The organism is Trichococcus ilyis, assembly GCF_900109135.1.
Classification (GTDB): domain Bacteria; phylum Bacillota; class Bacilli; order Lactobacillales; family Aerococcaceae; genus Trichococcus; species Trichococcus ilyis.
Window position 1 is genome coordinate 47,086 of sequence record NZ_FNYT01000006.1, and the last position, 22,436, is coordinate 69,521.

Annotated in this window: 15 protein-coding genes; 14 read left to right on the forward strand and 1 reads right to left on the reverse strand. The window is 49.9% G+C overall.

The features are described 5' to 3' along the window. Positions 1-35 precede the first annotated feature (35 nt). The 14 genes from BMX58_RS04465 (at position 36) to BMX58_RS04530 (ending at position 16,017) form a co-directional block, all read left to right on the forward strand. Positions 36-1,856, forward strand: a complete 1,821-nt coding sequence (locus BMX58_RS04465) for a polysaccharide biosynthesis protein (protein ID WP_068622572.1) — start codon at positions 36-38, stop codon at positions 1,854-1,856. Between the two features lie 19 nt (positions 1,857-1,875). Beyond that, on the forward strand, positions 1,876-3,075 hold the full coding sequence (locus BMX58_RS04470; RefSeq protein ID WP_068622573.1) for a DegT/DnrJ/EryC1/StrS family aminotransferase: 1,200 nt from the start codon (positions 1,876-1,878) through the stop codon (positions 3,073-3,075). 130 nt (positions 3,076-3,205) lie between these two features. Further along, positions 3,206-4,237: a YveK family protein gene (locus BMX58_RS04475; RefSeq protein ID WP_068622577.1), complete on the forward strand. Its 1,032-nt coding sequence runs from the start codon at positions 3,206-3,208 to the stop codon at positions 4,235-4,237. Then, positions 4,234-4,965, forward strand: a complete 732-nt coding sequence (locus BMX58_RS04480) for a CpsD/CapB family tyrosine-protein kinase (protein WP_338061249.1) — start codon at positions 4,234-4,236, stop codon at positions 4,963-4,965. The genes BMX58_RS04475 and BMX58_RS04480 overlap by 4 nt, the downstream gene beginning before the upstream one ends. 378 nt (positions 4,966-5,343) lie before the next feature. Further along, positions 5,344-6,093, forward strand: a complete 750-nt coding sequence (gene map, locus BMX58_RS04485) for a type I methionyl aminopeptidase (protein WP_068622579.1) — start codon at positions 5,344-5,346, stop codon at positions 6,091-6,093. 249 nt (positions 6,094-6,342) lie between these two features. Then, on the forward strand, positions 6,343-7,083 hold the full coding sequence (locus tag BMX58_RS04490) for a YveK family protein (RefSeq protein WP_068622581.1): 741 nt from the start codon (positions 6,343-6,345) through the stop codon (positions 7,081-7,083). Positions 7,084-7,096: 13 nt separating this feature from the next. Further along, positions 7,097-7,834, forward strand: coding sequence for a CpsD/CapB family tyrosine-protein kinase (locus BMX58_RS04495; protein ID WP_068622583.1), 738 nt, complete (start codon positions 7,097-7,099; stop codon positions 7,832-7,834). Then, positions 7,831-8,631 carry a tyrosine-protein phosphatase gene (locus tag BMX58_RS04500; RefSeq protein ID WP_068622585.1) on the forward strand — a complete coding sequence of 267 codons (801 nt, stop codon included), beginning with the start codon at positions 7,831-7,833 and terminating at the stop codon, positions 8,629-8,631. The genes BMX58_RS04495 and BMX58_RS04500 overlap by 4 nt, the downstream gene beginning before the upstream one ends. Positions 8,632-9,074: 443 nt before the next feature. Then, entirely contained in the window at positions 9,075-10,310 is a 1,236-nt protein-coding gene (locus tag BMX58_RS04505; RefSeq protein ID WP_068622587.1) for an LCP family glycopolymer transferase, read from the forward strand. Between the two features lie 71 nt (positions 10,311-10,381). Then, on the forward strand, positions 10,382-11,323 hold the full coding sequence (locus BMX58_RS04510; protein ID WP_068622589.1) for an LCP family glycopolymer transferase: 942 nt from the start codon (positions 10,382-10,384) through the stop codon (positions 11,321-11,323). A 219-nt stretch (positions 11,324-11,542) separates the two neighbouring features. Further along, positions 11,543-12,583, forward strand: a complete 1,041-nt coding sequence (locus tag BMX58_RS04515; RefSeq protein WP_239420541.1) for a glycosyltransferase — start codon at positions 11,543-11,545, stop codon at positions 12,581-12,583. A 34-nt stretch (positions 12,584-12,617) separates the two neighbouring features. Further along, positions 12,618-13,592, forward strand: coding sequence for a glycosyltransferase family 2 protein (locus tag BMX58_RS04520; protein WP_068622593.1), 975 nt, complete (start codon positions 12,618-12,620; stop codon positions 13,590-13,592). 80 nt (positions 13,593-13,672) lie between these two features. Continuing rightward, a complete protein-coding gene (locus tag BMX58_RS04525) occupies positions 13,673-15,196 on the forward strand; it encodes a lipopolysaccharide biosynthesis protein (RefSeq protein WP_068622595.1) in 1,524 nt (507 codons plus the stop codon). Positions 15,197-15,213: 17 nt separating this feature from the next. Continuing rightward, complete coding sequence (locus BMX58_RS04530) at positions 15,214-16,017, forward strand: glycosyltransferase family 32 protein (protein ID WP_275425216.1); 804 nt, start codon at positions 15,214-15,216, stop codon at positions 16,015-16,017. 104 nt (positions 16,018-16,121) lie between these two features. Here BMX58_RS04530 and BMX58_RS04535 read toward each other — a convergent pair whose 3' ends face one another. Next, positions 16,122-22,259 (reverse strand): polysaccharide deacetylase family protein, encoded by a 6,138-nt coding sequence (locus BMX58_RS04535; protein ID WP_068622599.1) that lies wholly within the window; start codon positions 22,257-22,259, stop codon positions 16,122-16,124. Positions 22,260-22,436 lie beyond the last annotated feature (177 nt).

Consider the following 22,436-nt stretch of genomic DNA (forward strand, 5'->3'; position numbering starts at 1 on the left):
CCAGCTATTAAATAGAATGTAAGGTGGTGCTGGAAATGAAGACGTTATCCCTATGGGGGAAAATGATTGTTTTGATCTTTGCCGACATCCTCTGTATCACTTTGGCAGCATTGCTCGCGTACTGGCTTCTGGAAAATTACATTGCTCTGCCTGATGGTTACTATTACGTGATGGTTGGCATCACTTGTGTCATCTACCTCTTTTTGGGCACATTCCGGCATATGTTTTCGAATATGCCGCATTATACGGACATCCATGATATCGTCATTAATGTACAGATTTTGTCGGTTGCCTTTTTGCTGTCGGCAGTCGTATCAACCGGTATTTTTGACCTGGTGAGTCGCCGCTATATCCTCTTGACCTACTTGTTCAGCCTGTTCTTCATACCGGGCCTTCGGGTGGCTTGGCGCATGTTTCGCGAACGCAATGAGGACCTTACCCGCCAGAACATTTCCGATGGCAGAGGGAAAGTAAGGACGCTGTTGGTCGGTGCCGGGGAAGGCGGACGCCTCTTCATCTCGAGCCTGATGCACCGGCCGAACGAAATCGAAATCGTGGGCATCGTCGACAGGGATGATAAGAAGCGCAACTACCGGTTGATGGGCATTCCGGTGCTGGGTAGGGAGGAAGACATCCCTCGGCTGGTGGCGGAGCTGGAGATCGATCAGGTGACGATTGCCATCCCTTCATTGAAACCCAAGGAAATGGAACGCATTTTGGATTACTGCAACCAAGTGGGTGTAACTGTCAACCAAATGCCAAAAATTGAGGACGTCATGACCGGGAAGTTGTCCGTCAGTCGCCTGCGCGATATTGACGTAGTCGATCTGTTGAGCAGGGAAGAGGTCGAACTGAACAAAGAATTGATTTCCGAAAATCTGAAGGGAAAAGATATTCTGATAAGCGGTGCGGGAGGATCGATCGGCTCCGAAATTTGCCGGCAAGTGGCTAAGTTTGAACCAAGGAGCATCATTTTATTGGGACATGGGGAAAATTCGATTTACCTGATCCATAGGGAATTGAGTCTTCTTTATGGGAAAACGATCGATATTGTTCCCGTGATTGCGGATGTGCAGGACCGTAAGCTGATTTTTGAAGTGATGGCGCACTATCGACCCGAATATGTTTTCCATGCGGCAGCCCACAAGCACATTCCGATGATGGAGTGGAATCCGCGGGAAGCGATCAAGAACAACATCTACGGCACCAAGAACATGGCGGAAGCAGCCAAAGCCGCCGGAGTGAAGAGCTTCGTGATGATATCGAGCGACAAGGCGGTCCGCCCTACCAATGTGATGGGGTCGACGAAACGGATTGCGGAAATGATCGTGACGGCGCTGAACGAACCCGGCAAAACAAAATTCGCGGCTGTGCGTTTCGGAAATGTCTTGGGCAGCCGCGGCAGCGTCATTCCCGTATTCAAGGAACAAATAGAAAAAGGCGGTCCGGTGACGGTGACCGATTTCCGGATGATCCGATATTTCATGACCATACCGGAAGCAAGCCGTTTGGTCATCCAAGCAGGTGTGCTGGCCAACGGTGGAGAGATTTTCATCCTTGATATGGGGGAACCCGTCAAAATCGTCGACCTGGCCAAGAAAATGATCAAGCTGTCCGGATACACAGAAGGGGATATCCCGATCGTCGAAACAGGGATACGCCCCGGAGAAAAACTCTACGAAGAGCTGTTGGCCGATGAAAGTATGCTTGACAGCAAAGCGCATGAAAAGATATTCGTCGGAAAAGCATCCACCTACAAATTGGAAGACACCCTCGCTTTTGCGGACGAACTCGTGCAGTTGCCTGTCGGAGAAATCCGTCAGAACCTGATTGATTATGCGTGTGAGCATCAATAAATGAAGGGAGACGGTTTTAATGACGGAAAAGAAAGAAAAGAAAATATTGCTTGCTTCGCCTCATATGTCGGGATACGAAATGGACTACATCCAAGAGGCGTTCGATACGAACTGGATTGCTCCGCTAGGACCAAATGTCACTGGATTCGAGCAGGAGGTATGCGCTTATACGGGAGCTAACTATGCTGAAGCTCTTTCTTCAGGTACGGCAGCTATCCATATGGCGCTTATGTATCTGGGGGTGGGTAAAGGAGATATCGTTTTTTGCCCCTCCCTGACTTTTTCCGCATCAGCCAATCCAATCATCTATTTGGGAGCTACCCCGGTATTTATTGATTCGGAAAGGGAATCATGGAATATGTCGCCGGCAGCGTTGGCGAAAGCCTTCGAGAAATATCCACATCCCAAAGCGGTTGTCGTCGTGAATCTTTATGGACAATCCGCCGATTTTGATGAACTGAAGGCGATTGCGGATGAACATCAGGTGCCGATAGTGGAGGATGCCGCCGAAAGCTTGGGCGCCACCTACAAGGGTGTGATGACGGGCACAATCGGGGAGATCGGAATATACTCCTTCAACGGAAACAAAATCATCACAACCTCAGGCGGCGGCATGCTGGTGGCCCGTGAGAAGAAAATAATCGAGAAGGTGGAATTTTGGGCAACGCAGGCAAAGGAAAATGCCCCCTACTACCAGCACAAGGAGATCGGCTATAATTACCGGATGAGCAATGTCGTCGCCGGAATCGGCCGGGGCCAACTGCGCGTGTTGGATGAACGGATCGCCAAAAAAAAATACATCTTCGATTATTATGCGGATGCCTTCCAGGATATCGAGGAGTTGGAGATGATGCCGATTGCTGCGTACGGTGAACCGAATTATTGGCTAAGTTGCATCACAATCAGGCCGGAAGCTGAGGTGCGCCCGAAAGCTCTGCTGGACTATCTGGCATCGAAAAACATTGAAGGAAGACAAATCTGGAAACCGATGCATCTGCAGCCTGTTTTCAAAGGCGTGGATTTCTTCAGCCACAATCCGGAAGGCACAAGTGTGTCGGAGGATATCTTTGCCAGAGGCTTGTGCCTGCCGTCGGATACCAAGATGACGGATGAGGATCTGGAAAGGGTCGTGACGCGGGTCAGTTGGTTTTTTGGAGCTGAGGCCGCGCGGAAATCAGCCTGGGTTCTTACGTTGACTCATAAGGGGATTCCTTTCTAGTACCTAGGATAATATGGTATAATTAAGACAATCATAAGAGGTATTGCGATCCGCTGAAAACCCTTTCGCCGGATGCCTATTTGATCTTGTCATTCTGATTGTCAAAAGCCGAATACTAGGAGGGAATGCGATGAAGGAAGAAGTTTCTTTAAGGGACCTGATGGCAATAATAAGGCAAAGAATGATCATCATCCTAAGCTTTGGCGCCATGGGACTTATACTATCAGCAGTCTACACGTTTCTGATTGTGACCCCGATGTACGATTCCACCACCCAATTACTGGTGAACCGTACAGGTGATGGGACCAATAGCATTCAGCTCAATGACATCAATTCAAATGTACAGATGATCAACACCTACAAAGACATCATAAAAGGCCCCGTCATATTGGATGGAGTCAAAGAGGATTTGGACCTTGACTACACCGTCACGGAATTGGCGGATATGGTAGTGATAGACGTTAATCAGGATTCACAGGTTTTCTCGTTGACTGTTTTGGGACCGAATCCAGAAGAGGCAGCCGAGATTGCCAATGGAATCGCAGCGACATTTCAAAGTGCCATTTTCGACATCATGAATGTCGAAAATGTAAGTATCATTTCTGCGGCGGTTGTCAATTCAAAACCCGTTTCTCCTGTCGTAGTGAATAACTTGCTGATAGGGCTGGGGATCGGCTTGCTGTTCGGATTCGGAGTAGCTTTGTTACGTTATGCGATGGCGAAGACGATCGACGATTATCAGTTCATTACACAAACCATCGGCTGGCCAAATTTGGGTACCATTTCCGAATTGAATAAGGAAGAGCAGCTGGCCATCGTCGCATTACAGAAACAAAAACTTGCGGCCACGAAAACTGCAAAAGTGGCGGAATCGGCAAAAGAGGCTATCCCAAAACGGATTCTTGATGGAGAAATGCTTTCCGCTGCGAAAGAGCAGCCTAAAAGGCCTAGTCCTAGGGCTAGTATTGAAAGTGACTCCGATCAGGAAGTAAAAAAGGAATCCAAGAAGCGCCCTAAACAGCATTCGTCCTCATATTCAGGTATGAGTCGGGAACGGCTGGTGACCGTTGCGGACATGTCGAGGGAAAAAATCGGCGTAATCCTGCAGAACAACGATGTCATTCAAGAAGAGGATTCGGGCAACAAAAGGGGGAAAAGATGATGGTGGAGGCAGTGAAAAAAAAAGCCAAAAAAAACAAACAATCCAACCGCTTATATGGGCTGATCACCTTGGCCATTCCGCAATCCCCTGTGTCGGAGCAATTCAGGACATTGCGGACCAACATCCAGTTCTCGATGATCGATAAAAAATTGAAATCACTGATTGTCCTGTCGGCAACACCAGCTGCCGGGAAATCGACTGTGGCCGCCAACTTGGCTGTGACCTTCGCCCTGCAGGGGAACCAAGTCCTGTTGATGGACTGCGATTTGCGCCGTCCATCCGTGCACCGCGAATTCGGACTACAGAACACATCAGGACTGACGAATCTGTTGGCCAATCAGAACGGAAATGTGCTCGATGCCTATCTGAACTCGTGCGAGGTCGAAGGTCTGTCAATCCTGACCAGCGGACCCGTGCCACCGAATCCAGCTGAACTGCTTTCCAGTAACAGGATGAAGAAGCTTGAAAAGGATGTGTCTGAGCGGTTCGATCTCGTGATATACGATACTCCGCCCTTGCTTGGATTCACTGATGCACAGATACTGGCCGGACGGGCGGACGGGACCGTCTTTGTCGTGCATTACGGGGCGAGCACGAAAGAGGACGTTCTGAAGGCGGCGGATTCCTTGAAAATCGTCAACGCAAATGTGTTGGGGGTCGTCTACAACCGCGCGTCAAGCGGTCAGAAGGAACACAGCTACTATTACGGCTATCATGATGAAGAATGACTTTCGTATATATTGTAAATGTATGCGGAAAAGACTGAACAGGGCGGTCCCGGATGGGGTCGTCTTTTTTTGCGTACGCGGACAGCACTTTCCGTCCGGCTGCGTCAGCTCCGGGAGAAGTGTCGCTCGCCGGAGTTCGCCGCCATATATGCGCCGCAGCTCCGGCGAGCCCACCTTCCCCGGAGGAGAGCACCGAAACAGTGCCGCAACTCCGGGGAAGGCGTCGCTGACCGGAGTTGCCGGCCCCTCAGCATACCTCAGCTCCGGCCAAGCAGCCAAACGGCAGGAATTTCATCACCTGATGAAATTTATTTAAACATATCCTCTTTTTCCTGTATAATACTAAAGAATACTTTATAGGAAGAGGATAGAATATATATGATAACTTTAAAATCTGAACGTGAAATTCAAGCTATGGAAGAATCCGGTGCAATTTTGGCAGGCATCCATGAAGAGTTGCGCGGTTTCATCAAACCGGGCTTGACGACGATGGAAATCAATAATTTTGTGCAGGAGCGCATCGAAGCGGCAGGCGCCATCTGCGAACAGATCGGTTTCGAGGGTTACGAATTTGCGACTTGCACAAGCGTCAATGACGAAATTTGCCATGGTTTCCCCGGCAAATATGTGCTGAAGGACGGCGATCTGATCAAAGTCGATTCGGTCGTGAACTACAAGGGTGCGATGTCCGATTCTTGCTGGAGCTATCTGGTCGGGGAAGGTTCGCCGGAAGTGAAACGGTTGATGGCAGTGACGGAAAAGGCTCTGTACTTGGGGATCGAGCAGGCAAAAGTGGGCAACCGCGTCGGCGATATCGGGCATGCGATCCAGACTTACGTTGAGGGCGAAGGCTTCTCGGTCGTCCGCGAATTCATCGGCCACGGTATCGGGCCGACGATGCACGAAAGCCCGGCGATTCCGCATTACGGTGAAGCCGGCAAAGGCCTGCGCCTGAAGGAAGGCATGACGATCACGATCGAACCGATGGTCAACACCGGAACGTGGAAGTCGAAAATGGACGACAACGGCTGGATCGCCAGGACGAAAGACGGCGGGTTGAGCTGCCAGTACGAGCACACGATCGCCATCACCAAAGATGGCCCGAAAGTGTTGACGCAACAAAAATAACGGAATGCTAATATATTGACGATTACAACAAAATGTTTTTTTCGAAAATCAGCTTACTTAATTATTGAGTATGTCCGAGATTGATTTTGTCTGAAATTTTATAAAAAATTCCAATAAGAATAATTATAGTTATTTCAATCATAGTATAGTAAACTATTTTAAAGTGAGAGAAATATGCCCTCAGCAGGCAATTTTTCTTAATTACGGTGCTATTTATAGCCACTCAGAGTTTTTTTCAGGAGGGAAATCATGGAAGAAGAAATATCGTTAGGTGAAATTTTCGCAATATTGAAACAACGGATCGGGTCCATCATCACTTGGAGCTTGGCGGGTCTATTATTGGCTGCGTTGTATACATTCTTTTTTGTGACACCGTCTTACCAATCTACATCCAAAATCGTCGTGAATCAGACCCAGAATGCTGAACAGGCGATCACAAACACGGATATCCAAACGAACCTGAGTTTGATCAATACGTATCAGGGAATCATCAAAGAACCGATCATATTGGAGGATGTCATCACCAGCACGGGCTCCGACCTTACGCTTGGGGAGCTGCGCAACAAATTGACAGTCCAGACCGAGGACAGCTCCTTGGTGTTCGGAATCACGGTTTCCGATGAGAACCCATACACTGCTGCGGAACTGGCCAATGCGACAGCATCCTCTTTTGAACAAAAAATCGGTGAGATTTTGGATGTCAACAGTGTGACCATCCTATCACAAGCCATCGCAGATCCGAATCCGGTATCTCCGAATACGCCAATGAACCTTGTTTTGGGACTGTTGGTCGGAATGATGATCGGTGTCGGGCTGGCATTCTTAGCCGAATTCATGGATAAGACAGTCAAGGACGAAAAATTCATTGAGCAACTGGGCTGGTCTAACTTAGGGCCAATATTGCAAATGACGGAAGAGGAATTGTCCTCAACACGATTTGTTCAAGTTACATCCGAAGTAAAATCGCGTAATGCGAAACGCCGCGTATAGGAGACGATAATATATGTTTGGAGCTAGTAAAAAAAAGATAAAGAAATTGGATAGCCAACAACGAAAAGGCCTGAGTCTTATTTCAAGGTTGCGCCCTAAATCCGTAATCGCTGAGCAATATCGAACCATCCGCACGAATATCCAATTTTCAATGGTTGACCGCGATGTCAAATCGATCGTAGTGACTTCTTCAGGCCCTTGGGAAGGGAAGTCGACAACATCCGCGAATCTGGCTTCAGTCTTTTCCGATCAAGGAAAACGTGTTCTGCTGGTGGATGCTGATTTGCGCAAGCCAACTGTGCAACGGACATTCGGCTTGAGCAATGTGGAAGGGTTGACTACTTTGTTGAGCAGCCCCGATAAGGCTGCAACTGAAATCATTCAGCAAATTGTCGGAACCGATCTGCATGCGTTGACGAGCGGTCCGATTCCGCCCAACCCGTCGGAACTGCTGAACTCTAACCGCATGAACGCTTTGATGAAACAACTTGAGGAAATGTACGACATCATCATCTATGATATGCCTCCGGTGACATCGGTGACCGATGCGCAAATCATGGCTTCAAAGGCGGACGGCGTAGTGTTTGTGGTCCGTTATGGGGTATCTCAAAAAGCCTCCGTATCGAACGCAAAAGAACTGCTGGAAATGGTGAATGCGAACATCTTGGGTGTTGTGTTCAACGGTGTTGAGAAAAGGAGTGACCAAGCCTATTACGGATATGGTTACACGAGCGAGGAGGGCGCGAAGTGATCGATCTTCATTGCCATATCCTGCCCGGTGTCGATGATGGTGCCCGCACGCTGGAAGATTCCCTTGCAATGGCTGAAAATGCTGTTGCAGAAGGGATCTCTCATATCCTAGTGACACCTCATCATCACAATGGGAAATATCTGAATCCGAAAGCTGCCGTCGTGGCGGCTACGGAGTCACTTCAAAATGAATTGGACCACAAAGGAATCAAGCTTACCTTATACCCGAGTCAAGAAGTCCGTATCAATGGCGATTTGATTAAAGACATTGAGAATGAGGACATATTATTCATCGATGAAGAAAGACGCTATCTGTTGATTGAATTTCCGACTTTATCGATCCCAGAGTATACTGAAGTATTGTTTTTTCAACTTAGACAAAAAGGCATCACGCCGGTAATCGTTCATCCGGAACGGAACCAGGCGATCATTGATGATCCAAATATATTATTGCCGTTCATTGAGCGAGGAGCATTGGCGCAAGTGACAGCGGCCAGCTACATGGGGGTATTCGGCAAGGATATTGCGCGTTTAAGCTATCGTTTGATCGAAGCCAATCTCGTGCATATTATCGCATCAGATGCGCATAATACGCGGGGAAGAGGCTTTTATTATAAGAAAGCCTTTGCCCAACTGGAAAAGGACTTCGGCACGGACAAGGTCCGCTATTTCCGGGAAAACGCAAAAAATCTGCTGAATGGTGATGCGATGCACACCGAAGCTCCCGTTGAGGTAGATCGGAAATCGAAATCGCGCTCTTTTTCGCGGGGGAAATTCGGTTTTTTTAGAGTCAGATAACAGGCTGCCATCAGAAAATCCATCTGCGCAGCTGCATGATCTGGCTCTCATTTTCCGAAAGTTTGTTTGGCGCATAAACTAATGTTCTTGTTGTTTCTGCCCAACCAGAATGAAATCAGTCAGAGGAACAGCTTTTCGTGTTCTTTGACTGATTTTTTTGTTGCGGAGTAGGGGGTCGGGTTTTTGGCATGTTTATTTCGGTTGTGTTACTAATGTCGAAAGCGTCTTGAATGTTCTGCAGTTTATTGATAATATTATTAAGATTCTATGACAAGCGCCTTGGGTTGCTTTTTATATAGGAAGAGACATTATTTTGGATGTATGTTCAATAAAACACGTAATGAAAGACTATTGCCGGCAAGTACAGAATGGATCAGGGATTTTCCTGCTGGATGCTTGCTGTGGGCACTAATTTTCTTTCAGGAGAAAGAGGAACGGCATAAATGAATGAAACCAGAAAAAGCAGACAGGGGAAAAAGCGGATTTTGAGAACCGTCTTATCCATCCTGATGGTCGCGATGATCGGCGTTATCGCCTATATGTTCAAGGCCTATTCCGATATCGGCAGCACCGCGGAATCGATCTACAACGAGGTGAGCGTTGTCGAGATGCGGGAAGAGTCGATTGAAGTCGAAACAGCCACTCAGCCGATTTCCTTCTTGTTATTGGGGGTCGACACCGGTACCGCTGAAGAGGAGCGGACGGAAACGGGACGGAGCGACACAATCATCGTTTGTACGGTGAATCCGAATACCAAGACGACGACTTTGTTGAGTATCCCGCGTGATACTTATTCGGAAATTATGGGCTACAGCAATCTATATGATTATTACGGGGATTATTACGACAAAATGAACCATGCCTACGCTTTCGGCGGCACGGAAATGTCGATCAATACGGTGCAAGAGTTCCTGAATATCCCAATCGATTATTACGTGGAAGTGAATTTTGATGGCTTGGTTGACATCGTCGATGCAGTCGGCGGAATCGAAATCACAAGTCCTTTGACTTTTGACTTCTACGGTCCACAGTTCATCGAAGGCGAAACGCGTAATCTGACAGGATTCGAAGCTCTCCAGTTTGCCCGCATGCGCAAACAGGATCCGGATGGAGACCTCGGAAGACAGAAGAGACAACAGATGGTCATCAAAGCAATCCTGGATAAGGTCCTGACGATGGGGACAGTCGTGAATTACAAAAATATCCTGGCCACCTTGGAAGACAACGTCCAGTTGAACATATCCCTGGACGAAATCATTTCGATCGCCAGCGGATACCGCAAATCCATGGAGACCTTCCAACAGTTTTATGTTGAAGGACAAGAAACCTACATCGATGAAATTTATTATTATTACGTAAATCCGGAAGAGCGGTTGCGTCTGTCCAACATCCTGCGGAAGGAACTGGAGTTGCCGGAAGTGTCGTTGGCGGATATCTCAACTTCCCTCAACGAACCTGTTTTGGGAACGCAGCCGTATGAAACGGATTCTTCTGCTACAGATTCTTCTTATGACTCTTCGACATACGGCCAGAGTGATGTCTATACGCCGAACTATTCCGATCCGTATTACGAAGAAAACTATACTGAAGAAACCTATACAGAAGATTACTATTATGAGGAACCGGCTTCGAATTACGCAGAGGATCCTTATACAGAGACATATGATTCAAGTTATTGATCACTAAAACCAGAGAACACAGTTTCAGTTGAGGCTGTGTTTTCTTGTTAGGATAGAGAAGGGGAATGGAAATGCCTGAAAAAAGAAAACGTAAACGCAAAAAAAGATGGGGTTTGAGAATATTCTTCGGTGTGCTTGCCGCATTGATTTTGACAGCAGGTGGCTATGTCTATTCCGTTTATCGGAATTTGAACAAAACAACTGATGCTATCTATACTCCGGTAGAAACCCAAGCAGTCAGGGAGGCTGGGGTTGATTTGACGCAACAGACGCCTATCTCGATTTTGTTGATGGGTATCGATAACGGTGCCGATGGGAGAACCGAAGCCGGAAGATCGGACTCGATGATTGTGGTGACGGTCAATCCTAAGACACAAACAACTACGATGGTCAGCATACCAAGGGATACTTTTTCCGAAATCGTCGGTAATGACAGCTATGATAAAATCAATCACGCCTATTGGTTCGGTGGTGCCGAAATGGCGATCAATACGGTCCAGAAATTATTGGGCATACCGATCGATTACTACGCATCCATCAACATGGAGGGCTTGAAACAGATGGTTGATGCGGTAGGCGGCATCACAGTCAATAGCCCGCTTGCCTTCACATCAAGGGGCTATACTTTCGTGGAAGGCTCAAATCAGATGGACGGTGAAGCAGCATTGGCATTTTCGCGTATGCGCGAAGAGGACCCGACACAAGACACTGGCCGACAAGACCGCCAGCGTTTGGTTATTGAAGCGATCATCAATAACATGATGAAAACGGATATGTTATTGAGCTATCAAGATATTTTGTATTCCTTGTCCGCTAACGTAGAAACCAACCTGCAGATGAGCGATTATCTGGCATTGCAGCAAAATGGGTACGTATCTGCTGTGTCCAACATCAAGCAGGACCACTTAGGCGGCGTGGGTGGTCTGCGGAATGACATCTACTACAGCTTCGTGGACGGAGCTGAACTGAACCGGGTTCAAGAGGTTTTGAAAACGGAACTGGAATTGCAATAACCTAAGCTAAGAAGGCGAGATCAGGCATCTCGTCTTTTTTTTTGTCTCCGGCCTTATCAAGCCTTAACAATTTCGTTAAGATTGTTATTTTTCCTTTTTCATTCCGGTTAATTGACTTATACTAGAAGGTAATGGGCAAGATGCGCGTACTTAGCAGTGCATCCACAGCCAATATATCCTGCACGGGCAGGATCGGGAGGAGGACCTAGGGTGAAACCAATGGTCAGCATCATCGTGCCGGTCTACAATGCGGCACCTTATTTAAAGCAATGCATCGACAGTCTGACTGGTCAGACGCTGAAGGAAACCGAAATCATACTGATAAACGACGGATCGACGGATGACAGTCTGACTGTCTGCGTCCACCTGGCTTCCACAGATGACCGTATCCGTGTAATCGACAAGCCGAACGGCGGCGTTTCGGAAGCACGGAATGACGGTCTGCGCGCAGCGACAGGGGAGTATGTGGGCTTTGTCGATCCGGATGACTGGGTGGATATCGATATGTACGAACGCATGCTTGCGACGCTGACGGCCGCCCAAGCGGAAGTCTGCATGTGCAATTATGTCAAAGAGACCAAAGACGGCACCGAGCCTGTATTGATGAAGCAGCGCGGAGTCATCGAAAAAGCAGCGATCCTTGATGCCATTGTCGCGAATGTCATCGCCAAACCGAGCTTCAGGAGCGGGGAAACGGACATCATGGGCAGCGTCTGCCGCCTGTTGATCAAGCGCGAACTGCTTGAAAAAGAAAACATCTGGTTCGACAAGGAAGTCGCCTTCATGGAAGACTTGCTGGTCTGCGTCGAGGCTTTCCTGAAATGCGACCGCATCGCCATCGACGAGGGCGCCTACTACCATTACCGCGTCCATGAAAGTTCGACCGTGATGGCCTACAAAGCGCAGTTCCATCAGCGCCAGAAGCAGGCTTTCGCGAACCTGCAGCAGTTGCTGGTCCGCGAGGGCAAGGCAGCCGCCTTGGCACCGCGCATGGCGAACCGCTACATCATCATCGCGCTGCTTTCGCTGGCGAACGAAGCCCACACGGACAATCCGGCGACTTTCCGCGAAAAAATCCGCAACATCGGGACAATCGTAGCAGATAAAGAACTGGCTGCCGTCCTTGGAACCATCGATCTGGATGCAGTGGAACCCCGCAAAAAACTGGAGCTGAACTTGATTAAGAAACAAGCCAGCGTGACATTGTACCTGTATTACAGCGTATTCAACAAAATCAAGGCCATATTGGGCAAGGGCTGATTAGCCGCCCAAGCCAAAAAGAAAGGGTATTGAGATGAGTGAATTGATCAGCATCATCGTGCCGGTCTACAAGGTGGAGGCGTACTTGCCCCGCTGTGTGGATTCAATCTTGGCACAAACATACAAAAACCTGGACATCATCCTGGTGGACGACGGTTCGCCGGACAACAGCGGCAAAATCTGCGACACCTATGCCGAGAAGGACATCCGCATCACCGTCATCCACCAAGAGAACGGTGGCTTGTCGGCTGCCCGCAACGCCGGCATCGCCGCAGCGAAGGGCGCCTACCTGACTTTCCTGGACAGCGACGACTGGGTTCCGGCCGAGTACATCGCCTATTTGTATGAGTTGTTGAAGGAAACCGGCAGCGCCATTTCGCTCTGCAATTTCCTGAAGACGACGACGGAGGAGTTACCCCAGGCAAGCGAACCGGAAATGGTGACGGTCATGAAGAACGACGCGATTCTGGCGAAATACATCGACTTGGGCGATGACTTCCATCCGCAATTGGTCATGGCCTGCGGAAAACTGTTCGACGCCAGCCTGTTCGAATCGATCCGATTCCCGGTCGGCAAACTGCACGAGGACGAGTTCACGACCTATAAGCTGTTCCATTTCGCGCCGCAGACGGTGGTGTCGAAAAAGCCGTTGTATTATTATTGGCAGCGTGAGGACAGCATCATGGGCGAAGCAGGCTTCCGCCTGCAGAACAAACTCGATTACATGGAGGCGTTGGTCGAACGGGCAGCCTTTTTCCATGAGGCGGGTAGGACGGAATTGAGCAATCGGACTTATAAATCGCTCTTCGCTGAAGCTTTGTCGGTCAATCTGCAATTGGATGCACGCAAGGAAACGGAAGCGAAGGCGCCGATCAGAGGCATGCTGAGGCAAGCCCGGAATACCTTGAAGCGCACCGGCCGTTCGAAATTGGCTTTCATGTACAGCACCTATCTGTCGTATGAAAGACCGATCGCTTGGGCTTACCGCACTTATAAAAAAATGAAGTAAACAGGGAGATGGCCCAGGCAGCTCCCGGTTATTCCATCCTTGAGCCACCCAGGCCTTCTTCTGAAAGAAAAGAGGGCAAAATGAATAAAAATAAACAATTCGCCATCAACATGATTGCGCAAGTAGTCGGTTTTGTCGTGAACATGGGGATCAGCTTCTTGTTGACGCCGTTCATCGTCGAACACGTAGGGAGCGAAGCTTATGGGTTCGTGGGTTTGGCGAACAACTTCGTCAGCTACGCGCAAGTCATCACCGTGGCTTTGAACTCGATGGCCAGCCGTTTCATCACGATCAAGATCACTGAAAATGATGTGGAGGGATCGAACCGCTATTTCACCTCGGTAGTCATCGCGAACATCGCGACGGCTTTGACTTTGAGCATCCCGTCGGCCATCGTCATCCTGAATCTGAACAAGATCGTGAACGTGTCCGACGCTATTCTGATCGACGTCCAATGGCTGTGGGCGTTCATCTTCCTGAATTTTTTGGTCAGCATCATCTCGTCGACCTATAGCGTGGCGACGTTCGTCCGCAACAAATTATATTTGTCCTCCCTGCAGGGCATCATCTCCAATATCCTGCGCGTAGGGGTGCTGATCGCGGCTTTCAGCATTTTCGTGCCGTCAGTCTGGTACGTGGGTCTGGCCGCATTCGTGGCTACCGGTTACGTCTATATCTGGAATGTCTACTACACGCGGAAATTGACGCCCGATATCAAAGTGAGGAAACGTTATTTCGATGTGAAAGTCATCAAAGTGCTGTTGTCCTCAGGCATCTGGAACAGCTTCACGCGGTTGAGTTCGATCCTGTCGACCGGTCTTGATCTGTTGGTTACGAACCTGTACGTCAGTTCGGCTGCGATGGGCGTGCTTTCGGTCGCAAAAACGGTGCCGAGCGCTATACTGACTTTGTTCGGGACTTTGGCGAGCGTCTATGCGCCGCAGCTGACGATCAGCTACGCACAAAATGACTACAAAGAAATGAAAAACCAGTTGATGTCCTCGATCAAGTTCCTCGGCCTGTTCGCCTGCATCCCGGTGGCGGCGCTGTTCGCTTATGGGGAAATCTTTTACAAGCTATGGGTGCCGACCCAAGACGCGCATCTCCTGTACATGTTGACGATCTTGTCGTGCATCGAGTTCATGTTTGTCTTGCCGTTGGAAGGGCTGTGGAATCTCTTCACGGCCACGAACAAAGTCAAGCAGACGTCCATCTACATGTTCGTCAACTCGATCGTCACCATCGTCATCGTCTTGGTGGCCATGCAGTTCACAAGCGACGACACTTTGAAGCTGTATATCATTGCAGGGACCAGCACGGCCTTTGCGGTGATCCGATCGCTGTTCTTCCTGCCGATTTACGGGGCGCACTGCCTCAACATCAAATGGACGGCCTTCTATCCCTCGATCCTGAAAAATACATTATCGGTCGTTGTGGCTTCGGCATTCTCTTTGTTGATCCGCAACTTCCTGCAGATCGACGGCTGGCTGATGCTGATTGTTGCCGGCATCCTGACGAGCCTCTTTGCGATCGCCTTCAACTTCATCGTGCTGTTGAATCAAAACGAGCGTAAAGCGCTTGTGAATAAAGTATTGCGCAGATAACCAGAAGCAAAAAAGGAGTGAAATTGATGACTAAGATACCGAAAATCATCCATTACTGCTGGTTCGGCGGCGGACCGATCCCGGAGAAGGATCAAGCCTGCATCGCAAGCTGGAAAAAGTTCTGTCCGGACTACGAAATCATCGAATGGAACGAAAGCAATTATGACATAAGCAAAAACCGCTACATGAAAGAGGCCTACGATGTCAAGAAGTGGGGTTTCGTGCCAGACTATGCCCGTCTGGACATCGTCTATACGCAGGGCGGCATCTATTTGGATACGGATGTGGAAATCATCCGCAACATGGATCCTTTGCTGGAGGATGAAGCGTTCATGGGCTTCGAGGACGGCAAGTTCGTCGCTTTGGGATTGGGGTTCGGCGCCGCCAAGGGCAATCCGCACATCAAAGCTATGCGCGATGTCTACGAAGGCGTCTCCTTCATCAATCCGGACGGCAGCTTCAATACTTTGCCGAGTCCGCATTACACGACCGATTATCTGTTGGAGAAAGGCCTGAAGCAGAACGATACCTTCCAGCAAATCGAAGGCATCAGCATCTATCCGAAAGCCTATTTTTGCCCGCGTGATTACTACACCGGGGCGATGAGCCTGACCGAAAATTCCTACACGATCCATCACTACAATGCGTCCTGGTTGTCGGATAAGGAAAAGAAGAACTACGAACGCAAGCTGCGCCTGATCGAACGCTACGGCAAACCGGCCGGGACAGGGCTGCATTACGTCCTTTCGATTCCGGACATCATGGAAAGGAACGATTTGGGTAGCCTGATCAACAAGGGACTCGGGAAATTCAGAAAGTAATTCTGCCTCAATAATAATATGTTTTAAGCAGGACAAAAGAAGAAAACGCGGAAGCAACCACTAAGCTTGGTTGCTTCCGCGTTTTTTTAGCCTGAACTTTAGACTCAAACGTTCGCGGTGTAGAGGCCGATGGTGTACTCGGCTTGGCCGGTTCCGTTTGCGTAATAAGCCAATCCGTCGACCACAAAGACATAGCCGTCGCCGTAAGGGGCGTGTGCGATGTGGTGCATAGCCAAGTCGTTCCAGGAACCGTTGTGCTGTGCTTCGACAGCGGTGCCAAGCTGCTCGACTGTGACGGTTGTCGGAGACAAATCAGAAAGCTTGTACCAAGTTGTGTATTCGCCGTAGACATTCGTGGCGACCGGAGTCACTTGGACCGGCATCACGATGTAGTCTTCGTACACGAATGGGTTGCCGGCGCCGCGGTAGCCTTTTTCAGACCAGTTCTCTTCGATAATGAGGCCGGCTGGATGCAGTTGCCATTCTCCATTGCGCCAGTCTCCGGACGTGTTGTAGTACAAGGAGATGCTGTTGTAAGGTTGCTCGGAGGTCGTCAAATACCATGTACCGCCGACTTCGAAGACGTTTGTGTCAACGAAGTTCCCTTCCAATAAAGTGGAGTGATAGTCCCAACCGAGTGGGAAGGAAGTAGCAAAGAAGGCTTCGACATTGCCGGCTTGATCCGGAACCATGTAGTAGTTGTCATTGTACTCGAAAACGTTTGGATAGGCAGCACGGATGCCGTCCGTTTCCGGACCTAAGACCACTTGAGTGTAAGTCCAATTGGCGAGGTCGGTACTGTAGGCGTGTGCAACACTGTCCGTGAAGCTTTGCGTTGCGATATTGTAGTCCCTCAAAACTTCGAAGAACATGTGGTAGACGCCGTCGACGAGGATGATGAACGGATCGGCGGTCCCTAATGGATTATAGACGTCGGTTACGTCGTTTCGGGTAATGACCGGGTTGGTGATGTTCCCGAATTCATCCAGCACAGGGATAGCGAATTCCGGTTCAGGTTCTACATAGCTGTAGTCGCCTTCATAGGCAAGCAACTCGCTGATGGTCCTGAATTGATAACCGAGGGCGCGGGCGGCTGTGATCATTTCCAACAATGCAGTTGGTGTCGTGTTGGCTGAGTTGTTGCCGTGCAACAGATAGATAGCACCGGCGGAAAGGTTATTCAGGACCGCTGCACTGACTTGGCTGGCAGAAAGTGTTCCGGACCAGTCACGGGTATCGGTCGTCCAACCAATTGTGTAGCTGTAGCCTAGGCTACCGGCTGTCGCCAATACGGTTGCGTTCGTTGCCCCCATCGGAGCGCGGAAATAAGGAGTTGTGCTTTCGCCGGTAGCTGTTTTCACCAGTTGTTCCAATTGATTCAGATCGGACGTCAATTCAGCGGTCGTCATTTGAGTGGCATCGTCATGGCTGAAAGTATGGTTGCCGATTTCGTGGCCTTGGGCAAGGATATCATCGATCAAAGTCGGATCGGTGAGCCCATTCAGGAAGAAGGTTGCTTTTACATCCAATAGGGCTAAGTTCGCCAATATTTGGCGGAGATTTTCAGCACTGGATACATCGCTGATGGTCAAGGAAATGACTTGTTGGTTGGTATTGACTTGATTGACCAGTTGCGAAGGTATCGTGATGATCGGTGGATCAGGATCAACAGGATCGACGGGATCAACCGGGTCAACCGGGTCAGGGTAGATGCCTTGGAGCGCCAACAAACCTGTGATGGTCCTGAATTCATAGCCGAGTGCACGTGCGGCTGCGATCATTTCCAGCAACGCTGCCGGTGTAGTGGCGGCTGAGCTGTTGCCGTGCAACAGGAAGATGGACCCCGGTGTCAGATTGTTCACGACAGCAGAGCTGACTTGACTGGCCGTCAAGGTTCCGGACCAATCACGCGTGTCAACCGTCCAACCGATTGTGTAGTCATAGCCCAGGCTGCCGGCTGTTGCCAAAACGGAAGCATTGGTTGCCCCCATCGGAGCGCGGAAGTACGGCTTCGTACTTTCGCCGGTGGCATTTTTGACCAGTTGTTCCAGATTGTTGAGGTCGGTCGTCAGTTGGGCGGTGGTCATTTGCGTGGCATCATCGTGGCTGTAGGTATGGTTGCCGATTTCGTGACCTTGAGCGAGTATGTCATCAATCAGAGTCGGATCGGTCAAGCCGTTCAGGAAGAACGTTGCCTTGACATCCAACAGGGCCAGATTCGCCAGTATTTGCCGTAGATTATTGGCATCGGAGGCATCGCTGATGGTCAAGGAAACGACTTTTTCACCGGTCGTGACCTTATTGATCAACTGCGAAACCGTGGTATCGACGGGATTTGTCGGATCGACCGGATCTGTCGTGTAGACGCCCTCGAGTTGGATCAGATCACTGACGGTAGCGAAGGAATAACCCAGTTCGCGGGCCGTGTTGATGATTTCGTACAAGGAAGCTGGTGTGTTGGCGGATTCCGGAACGGCGTGCATCAGGTAGATGTAGCCCGGGGCCAATTGATCCAGGACATTGAAGGCAATTTCATCTGGAGAAAGCGTTCCAAGATAGTCCAAGCTGTCGACAGACCAGCCAATAGTGTAGTCATAGCCCAGGCTGCCGAGCGTTTCCAAAACAGACTGATCGTAATCCCCGTATGGCGGACGGAAGAGCGGTCTGGTGGATGCTCCGGTTGCGTTCACTACCTTATTTTCCAATGCGTTCAGTTCAGCCGTGAATTCTGCGATGGTCAAGTAGGTAGAGAATTCATGCGAGTAGCTGTGGTTGCCTAGTTCGTGGCCCTGGGAAACGACTTGATACAGCATATCCGGATCGGCGGTTCCGTCAGAGAAGAAGGTCGCTTTGACGTCAAGTTCCGCCAAAACATCGAGGATCCCTTGGAGGACTTCGCTGTCGCCAAGATCGTCAAAGGTCAGGGAAATTACTTTTTGGTTTGTGTCGATCTGTTCGATGAATTGGGAAACGCCGTCGGAAACATCGATCCCACCACCGCCACTGCCATCACTGTAGTCGCCTTCCAACGCCATCAGTTCATCGATTGTGACGAATTCAAAGCCTTGTCTACGGGCTTCGGCAACAATGTACCACAAGGATTCAGATGTTCCGACAGCAGTCGGATTCGCATGCATCAAGTAGATGGAGCCTGGGTCCAGATAATCGGTGACACTTGCTGCAATCGCAATGTCCGAAAGTCCTTCCCAGTCGCGTGTATCCTGGGTCCAACCGATGGTGTAGGCATAGCCGAGACTGCCGACCGTTTCCAAGACGTCATCATCATATACCCCTGCTGGTGCACGGAAATATGGTTTGGAGGATACGCCGGTAGTTTCCAGGATGTATTCCTCCATCAGCGCCAAGTCATAAGCCAATGCATCGGCTGAAAGGGATGTGGAATCATCATTGTGGGAGTAGGTGTGGTTGGCTATTTGGTGTCCGGATGCGACTATTTGAGCCATCAATCCGGGATCGGTTGTGCCGTTCAGGAAGAAGGTGGCTTTCGCGCCGAGGTAATTGAGGTTGTAGAGTATGTCGGCCAGATTGGTGTAATCGTCGCCGTCATCAAAAGTAAGGGCGATGACGTTTTGTCCGGTATCGACATGGTTGACAAATCGGGAAGGTCCGGTGCCGTAATCCGGTTCATCTTCACCTGGGTCGACTACGACAGGCACTTCGCCAGTGTAGATGCCTTGATAAGCAAGCAGCCCGCTGATGGACTCGAATCTGTAACCAAGTGCTTGCACTGCTGCCACCATCTGCAGGATGGCCGCTGGTGTCTTGGTTGCATCGGGGCTTCCGTGCAGTAGGATGATGGCCCCAGGTGCGATATTGTTCACGACAACGGAACTGATTTCGGCTGCCGTCTGTGTTCCGCTCCAGTCGCTTGTTGAGATGGACCAACCGATGGCATATTGATAACCGAGGCTGCCGGCTGTTGCCAAAACGGTTGCGTTGGTTTCACCCATCGGTGCCCGGAAGTAAGGTTTTGTGCTCTCACCTGTAGCATTTTGGACGAGTTGATCCAAATTATTGAGGTCATTCTTCAATTGGGTCTGTGTCATTTGCGTGGCATCCTCATGGCTGTAAGTATGGTTGCCGATTTCATGGCCTTGAGCGAGGATGTCGTCGATCACGCCCGGATCGGTCGCGCCGTTCAGGAAGAAGGTGGCTTTTATGCCCAACAACGCGAGGTTGTTGAGGATCTGCCTGATGTTCTCGGTTCCGGATGCGTCGCTGATTGTCAAGGAAATGACAGGGACGTCGGTGTTGACTTGGTTCACGAGTTCAGCTGGTTTCGTATTGGCAGGTATTTCCGGAACGGGTTCTGGTTCGATCGGTGGGTCACCCGGTGTTGTCGGATAGGAGCCTTCCAATGCGAGCAAATCGCTGATGGTGGCGAAGTTGTAGCCGAGTTGGCGGATGGCTGTGATCATCTGCAGTAATGCTGCGGGTGTCGTATTTGCGGAGCTGTTGCCGTGCATCAGGAAGATGGCGCCAGGTGCCAGGTTATTAACGACGGCGGAACTGACCTGGGCTGCCGTCATTGTACCGCTCCAATCACGCGTATCCACGGTCCAACCGATTGTGTACATGTATCCCATGCTGGCAGCGGTGGCCAGGACTGCATCATTGGTTTCACCCATCGGTGCCCGGAAGTAAGGACGGGTTGTGGCTCCGCCTGTACTGTCCTGCACCAAAGTTTCCATTGCATTTAGTTCCCATACGATTTCGTCCACGGTCATCTCGGTGGCATCGTCGTGTGTGTAGGTATGGTTGCCGATCTCATGTCCTTGTTGAATGATTTCTTTGATCACGGCAGGATCGGTCAAACCATTCAGGAAGAAGGTTGCTTTCACGTCCATTGTGGCCAGATTCGCCAAGATTTCACGGACGTTTTCGGCATCGGAGGCATCACTGATGGTCAAGGAAATGGTCTTTTCGCCTGTGTTGACTTGGTTGATGACTTCCGATAGGATATCATCCGAATAATCCTCTTCAACCGGCACTTCTTCGTCCGCGGAGTAATAACCGCCCAACGCCAACAGATCGCTGACTGTGGAGAAACTGTAACCGGCTTGCTTCAGAGCTGCGATGGAATACCAAAGTGATTCCGGTGTATTGGCAGCACCGACGCTGGCGTGCATCAGGACAATGGAACCGGGTCTGACACTGTTGACGACCGCGTTACTGACCGCAGTAGCCGAAATGCCGGTCCAGTCGAGCGTGTCGACGTCCCAACCGATTGTGTATTGGTAGCCGAGGCTGCCCACCGTGTCCAGTACGGAACTGTTGTAGGAGCCGTAAGGGAGGCGCAAGAAAGGTAAGGATGAAGTCCCAGTCGATTCCTGAATGTAGTCTTCCATCAAGTTGATGTCGTTAGCCAAGGCGGATGACGATAGTGTCGTGGAGTCGCCATGCGAGTAAGTGTGGTTAGCCAATTGATGGCCGTCCGCAACGATCTGTTGCAGCAATGAAGCATCGGCATCGCCATTCATGAAGAACGTCGCCTTTACGCCCAAATAATTCAAATTATAAAGAATGTCGGAAAGGTTACCGTAGGAATGGCCGTCATCGAAGGTCAGCGCGATCACGTTATCCGAAATGTTCACTGAATTGATGATTTGCGAAGGTCCGGAAAAGTCGCTGACGGCTGCTGCGGCCATCAGTTGCATAGGTTCTTCGGTTGGGATTTCCGGCATCTCCGTAGTCGGTTCAGGTGTGGCGGGAGCTTCTGTTCCTTCTGTGGGCTGTTCCATTGGCAGTTCTACTGGCGTTGCCATTGTGTTTTCTTCAGGTAGGGTTGTTTCGGGTGCAGGTGTATCAGGTGTGGTTGTTTCTGTGGTTGGAGGGATTGGAGCGGTTGCTTCCGGATCGGTCGCTACCTCATCAGGCGTGGTCGCCGGTGCGGGTGTTTCTGCGGGTGGTTGCGGATCGGCCGTTTCCGGCAGAGGTTGTTCAGTAGGTGTTGCAGGTGTTTCCGTCATCTGCTCATCCGGCTCGGTCACTTCTGCGGGCGGGGATTCCGAAGGTGTTGTTGCGGGTGTGCTTGCGTCAGTGGTTTCGAACACTGTTTCCGGCAGTTGAATACCTGGCGACGGTTCGTTGAGAATGGAATCTGATGGCAGCATTTCGGTATTCTCTGATGTCCCTTCTGTTGCTGCGGATGCATCCGGCAGCTGGCCGTTCATCATAAATATGACTAAGAAAGGAGGCAGGAAAAGCAAACTTTTTTTCATAATTCAGCCCTCCTTAAATCGCTAAATCAGAAAACAAGCCTAGTCAATTGATTGAATCATTTGTTGCTGTGGTGGGGTTGAGGGCTACGTAACCATATCAATCATCTCCTGGAATTTATAAAATCAAAGCATAATGAGCCGGAAACAATACAAGAGGTCAAGTCCTGATAGGTTTAT

Excerpts from the sequence above, each read along its gene's own strand:
- BMX58_RS04480 (WP_338061249.1), top strand. The coding sequence starts at position 4,234 with ATGATGGTGGAGGCAGTGAAAAAAAAAGCCAAAAAAAACAAACAATCC.
- BMX58_RS04490 (WP_068622581.1), top strand. The coding sequence starts at position 6,343 with ATGGAAGAAGAAATATCGTTAGGTGAAATTTTCGCAATATTGAAACAA.
- BMX58_RS04515 (WP_239420541.1), top strand. The coding sequence starts at position 11,543 with ATGGTCAGCATCATCGTGCCGGTCTACAATGCGGCACCTTATTTAAAG.
- BMX58_RS04535 (WP_068622599.1), bottom strand. The coding sequence starts at position 22,259 with ATGAAAAAAAGTTTGCTTTTCCTGCCTCCTTTCTTAGTCATATTTATG.
- BMX58_RS04510 (WP_068622589.1), top strand. The coding sequence starts at position 10,382 with ATGCCTGAAAAAAGAAAACGTAAACGCAAAAAAAGATGGGGTTTGAGA.
- BMX58_RS04495 (WP_068622583.1), top strand. The coding sequence starts at position 7,097 with ATGTTTGGAGCTAGTAAAAAAAAGATAAAGAAATTGGATAGCCAACAA.
- BMX58_RS04465 (WP_068622572.1), top strand. The coding sequence starts at position 36 with ATGAAGACGTTATCCCTATGGGGGAAAATGATTGTTTTGATCTTTGCC.
- BMX58_RS04470 (WP_068622573.1), top strand. The coding sequence starts at position 1,876 with ATGACGGAAAAGAAAGAAAAGAAAATATTGCTTGCTTCGCCTCATATG.
- BMX58_RS04505 (WP_068622587.1), top strand. The coding sequence starts at position 9,075 with ATGAATGAAACCAGAAAAAGCAGACAGGGGAAAAAGCGGATTTTGAGA.
- BMX58_RS04525 (WP_068622595.1), top strand. The coding sequence starts at position 13,673 with ATGAATAAAAATAAACAATTCGCCATCAACATGATTGCGCAAGTAGTC.
- map (WP_068622579.1), top strand. The coding sequence starts at position 5,344 with ATGATAACTTTAAAATCTGAACGTGAAATTCAAGCTATGGAAGAATCC.
- BMX58_RS04520 (WP_068622593.1), top strand. The coding sequence starts at position 12,618 with ATGAGTGAATTGATCAGCATCATCGTGCCGGTCTACAAGGTGGAGGCG.
- BMX58_RS04475 (WP_068622577.1), top strand. The coding sequence starts at position 3,206 with ATGAAGGAAGAAGTTTCTTTAAGGGACCTGATGGCAATAATAAGGCAA.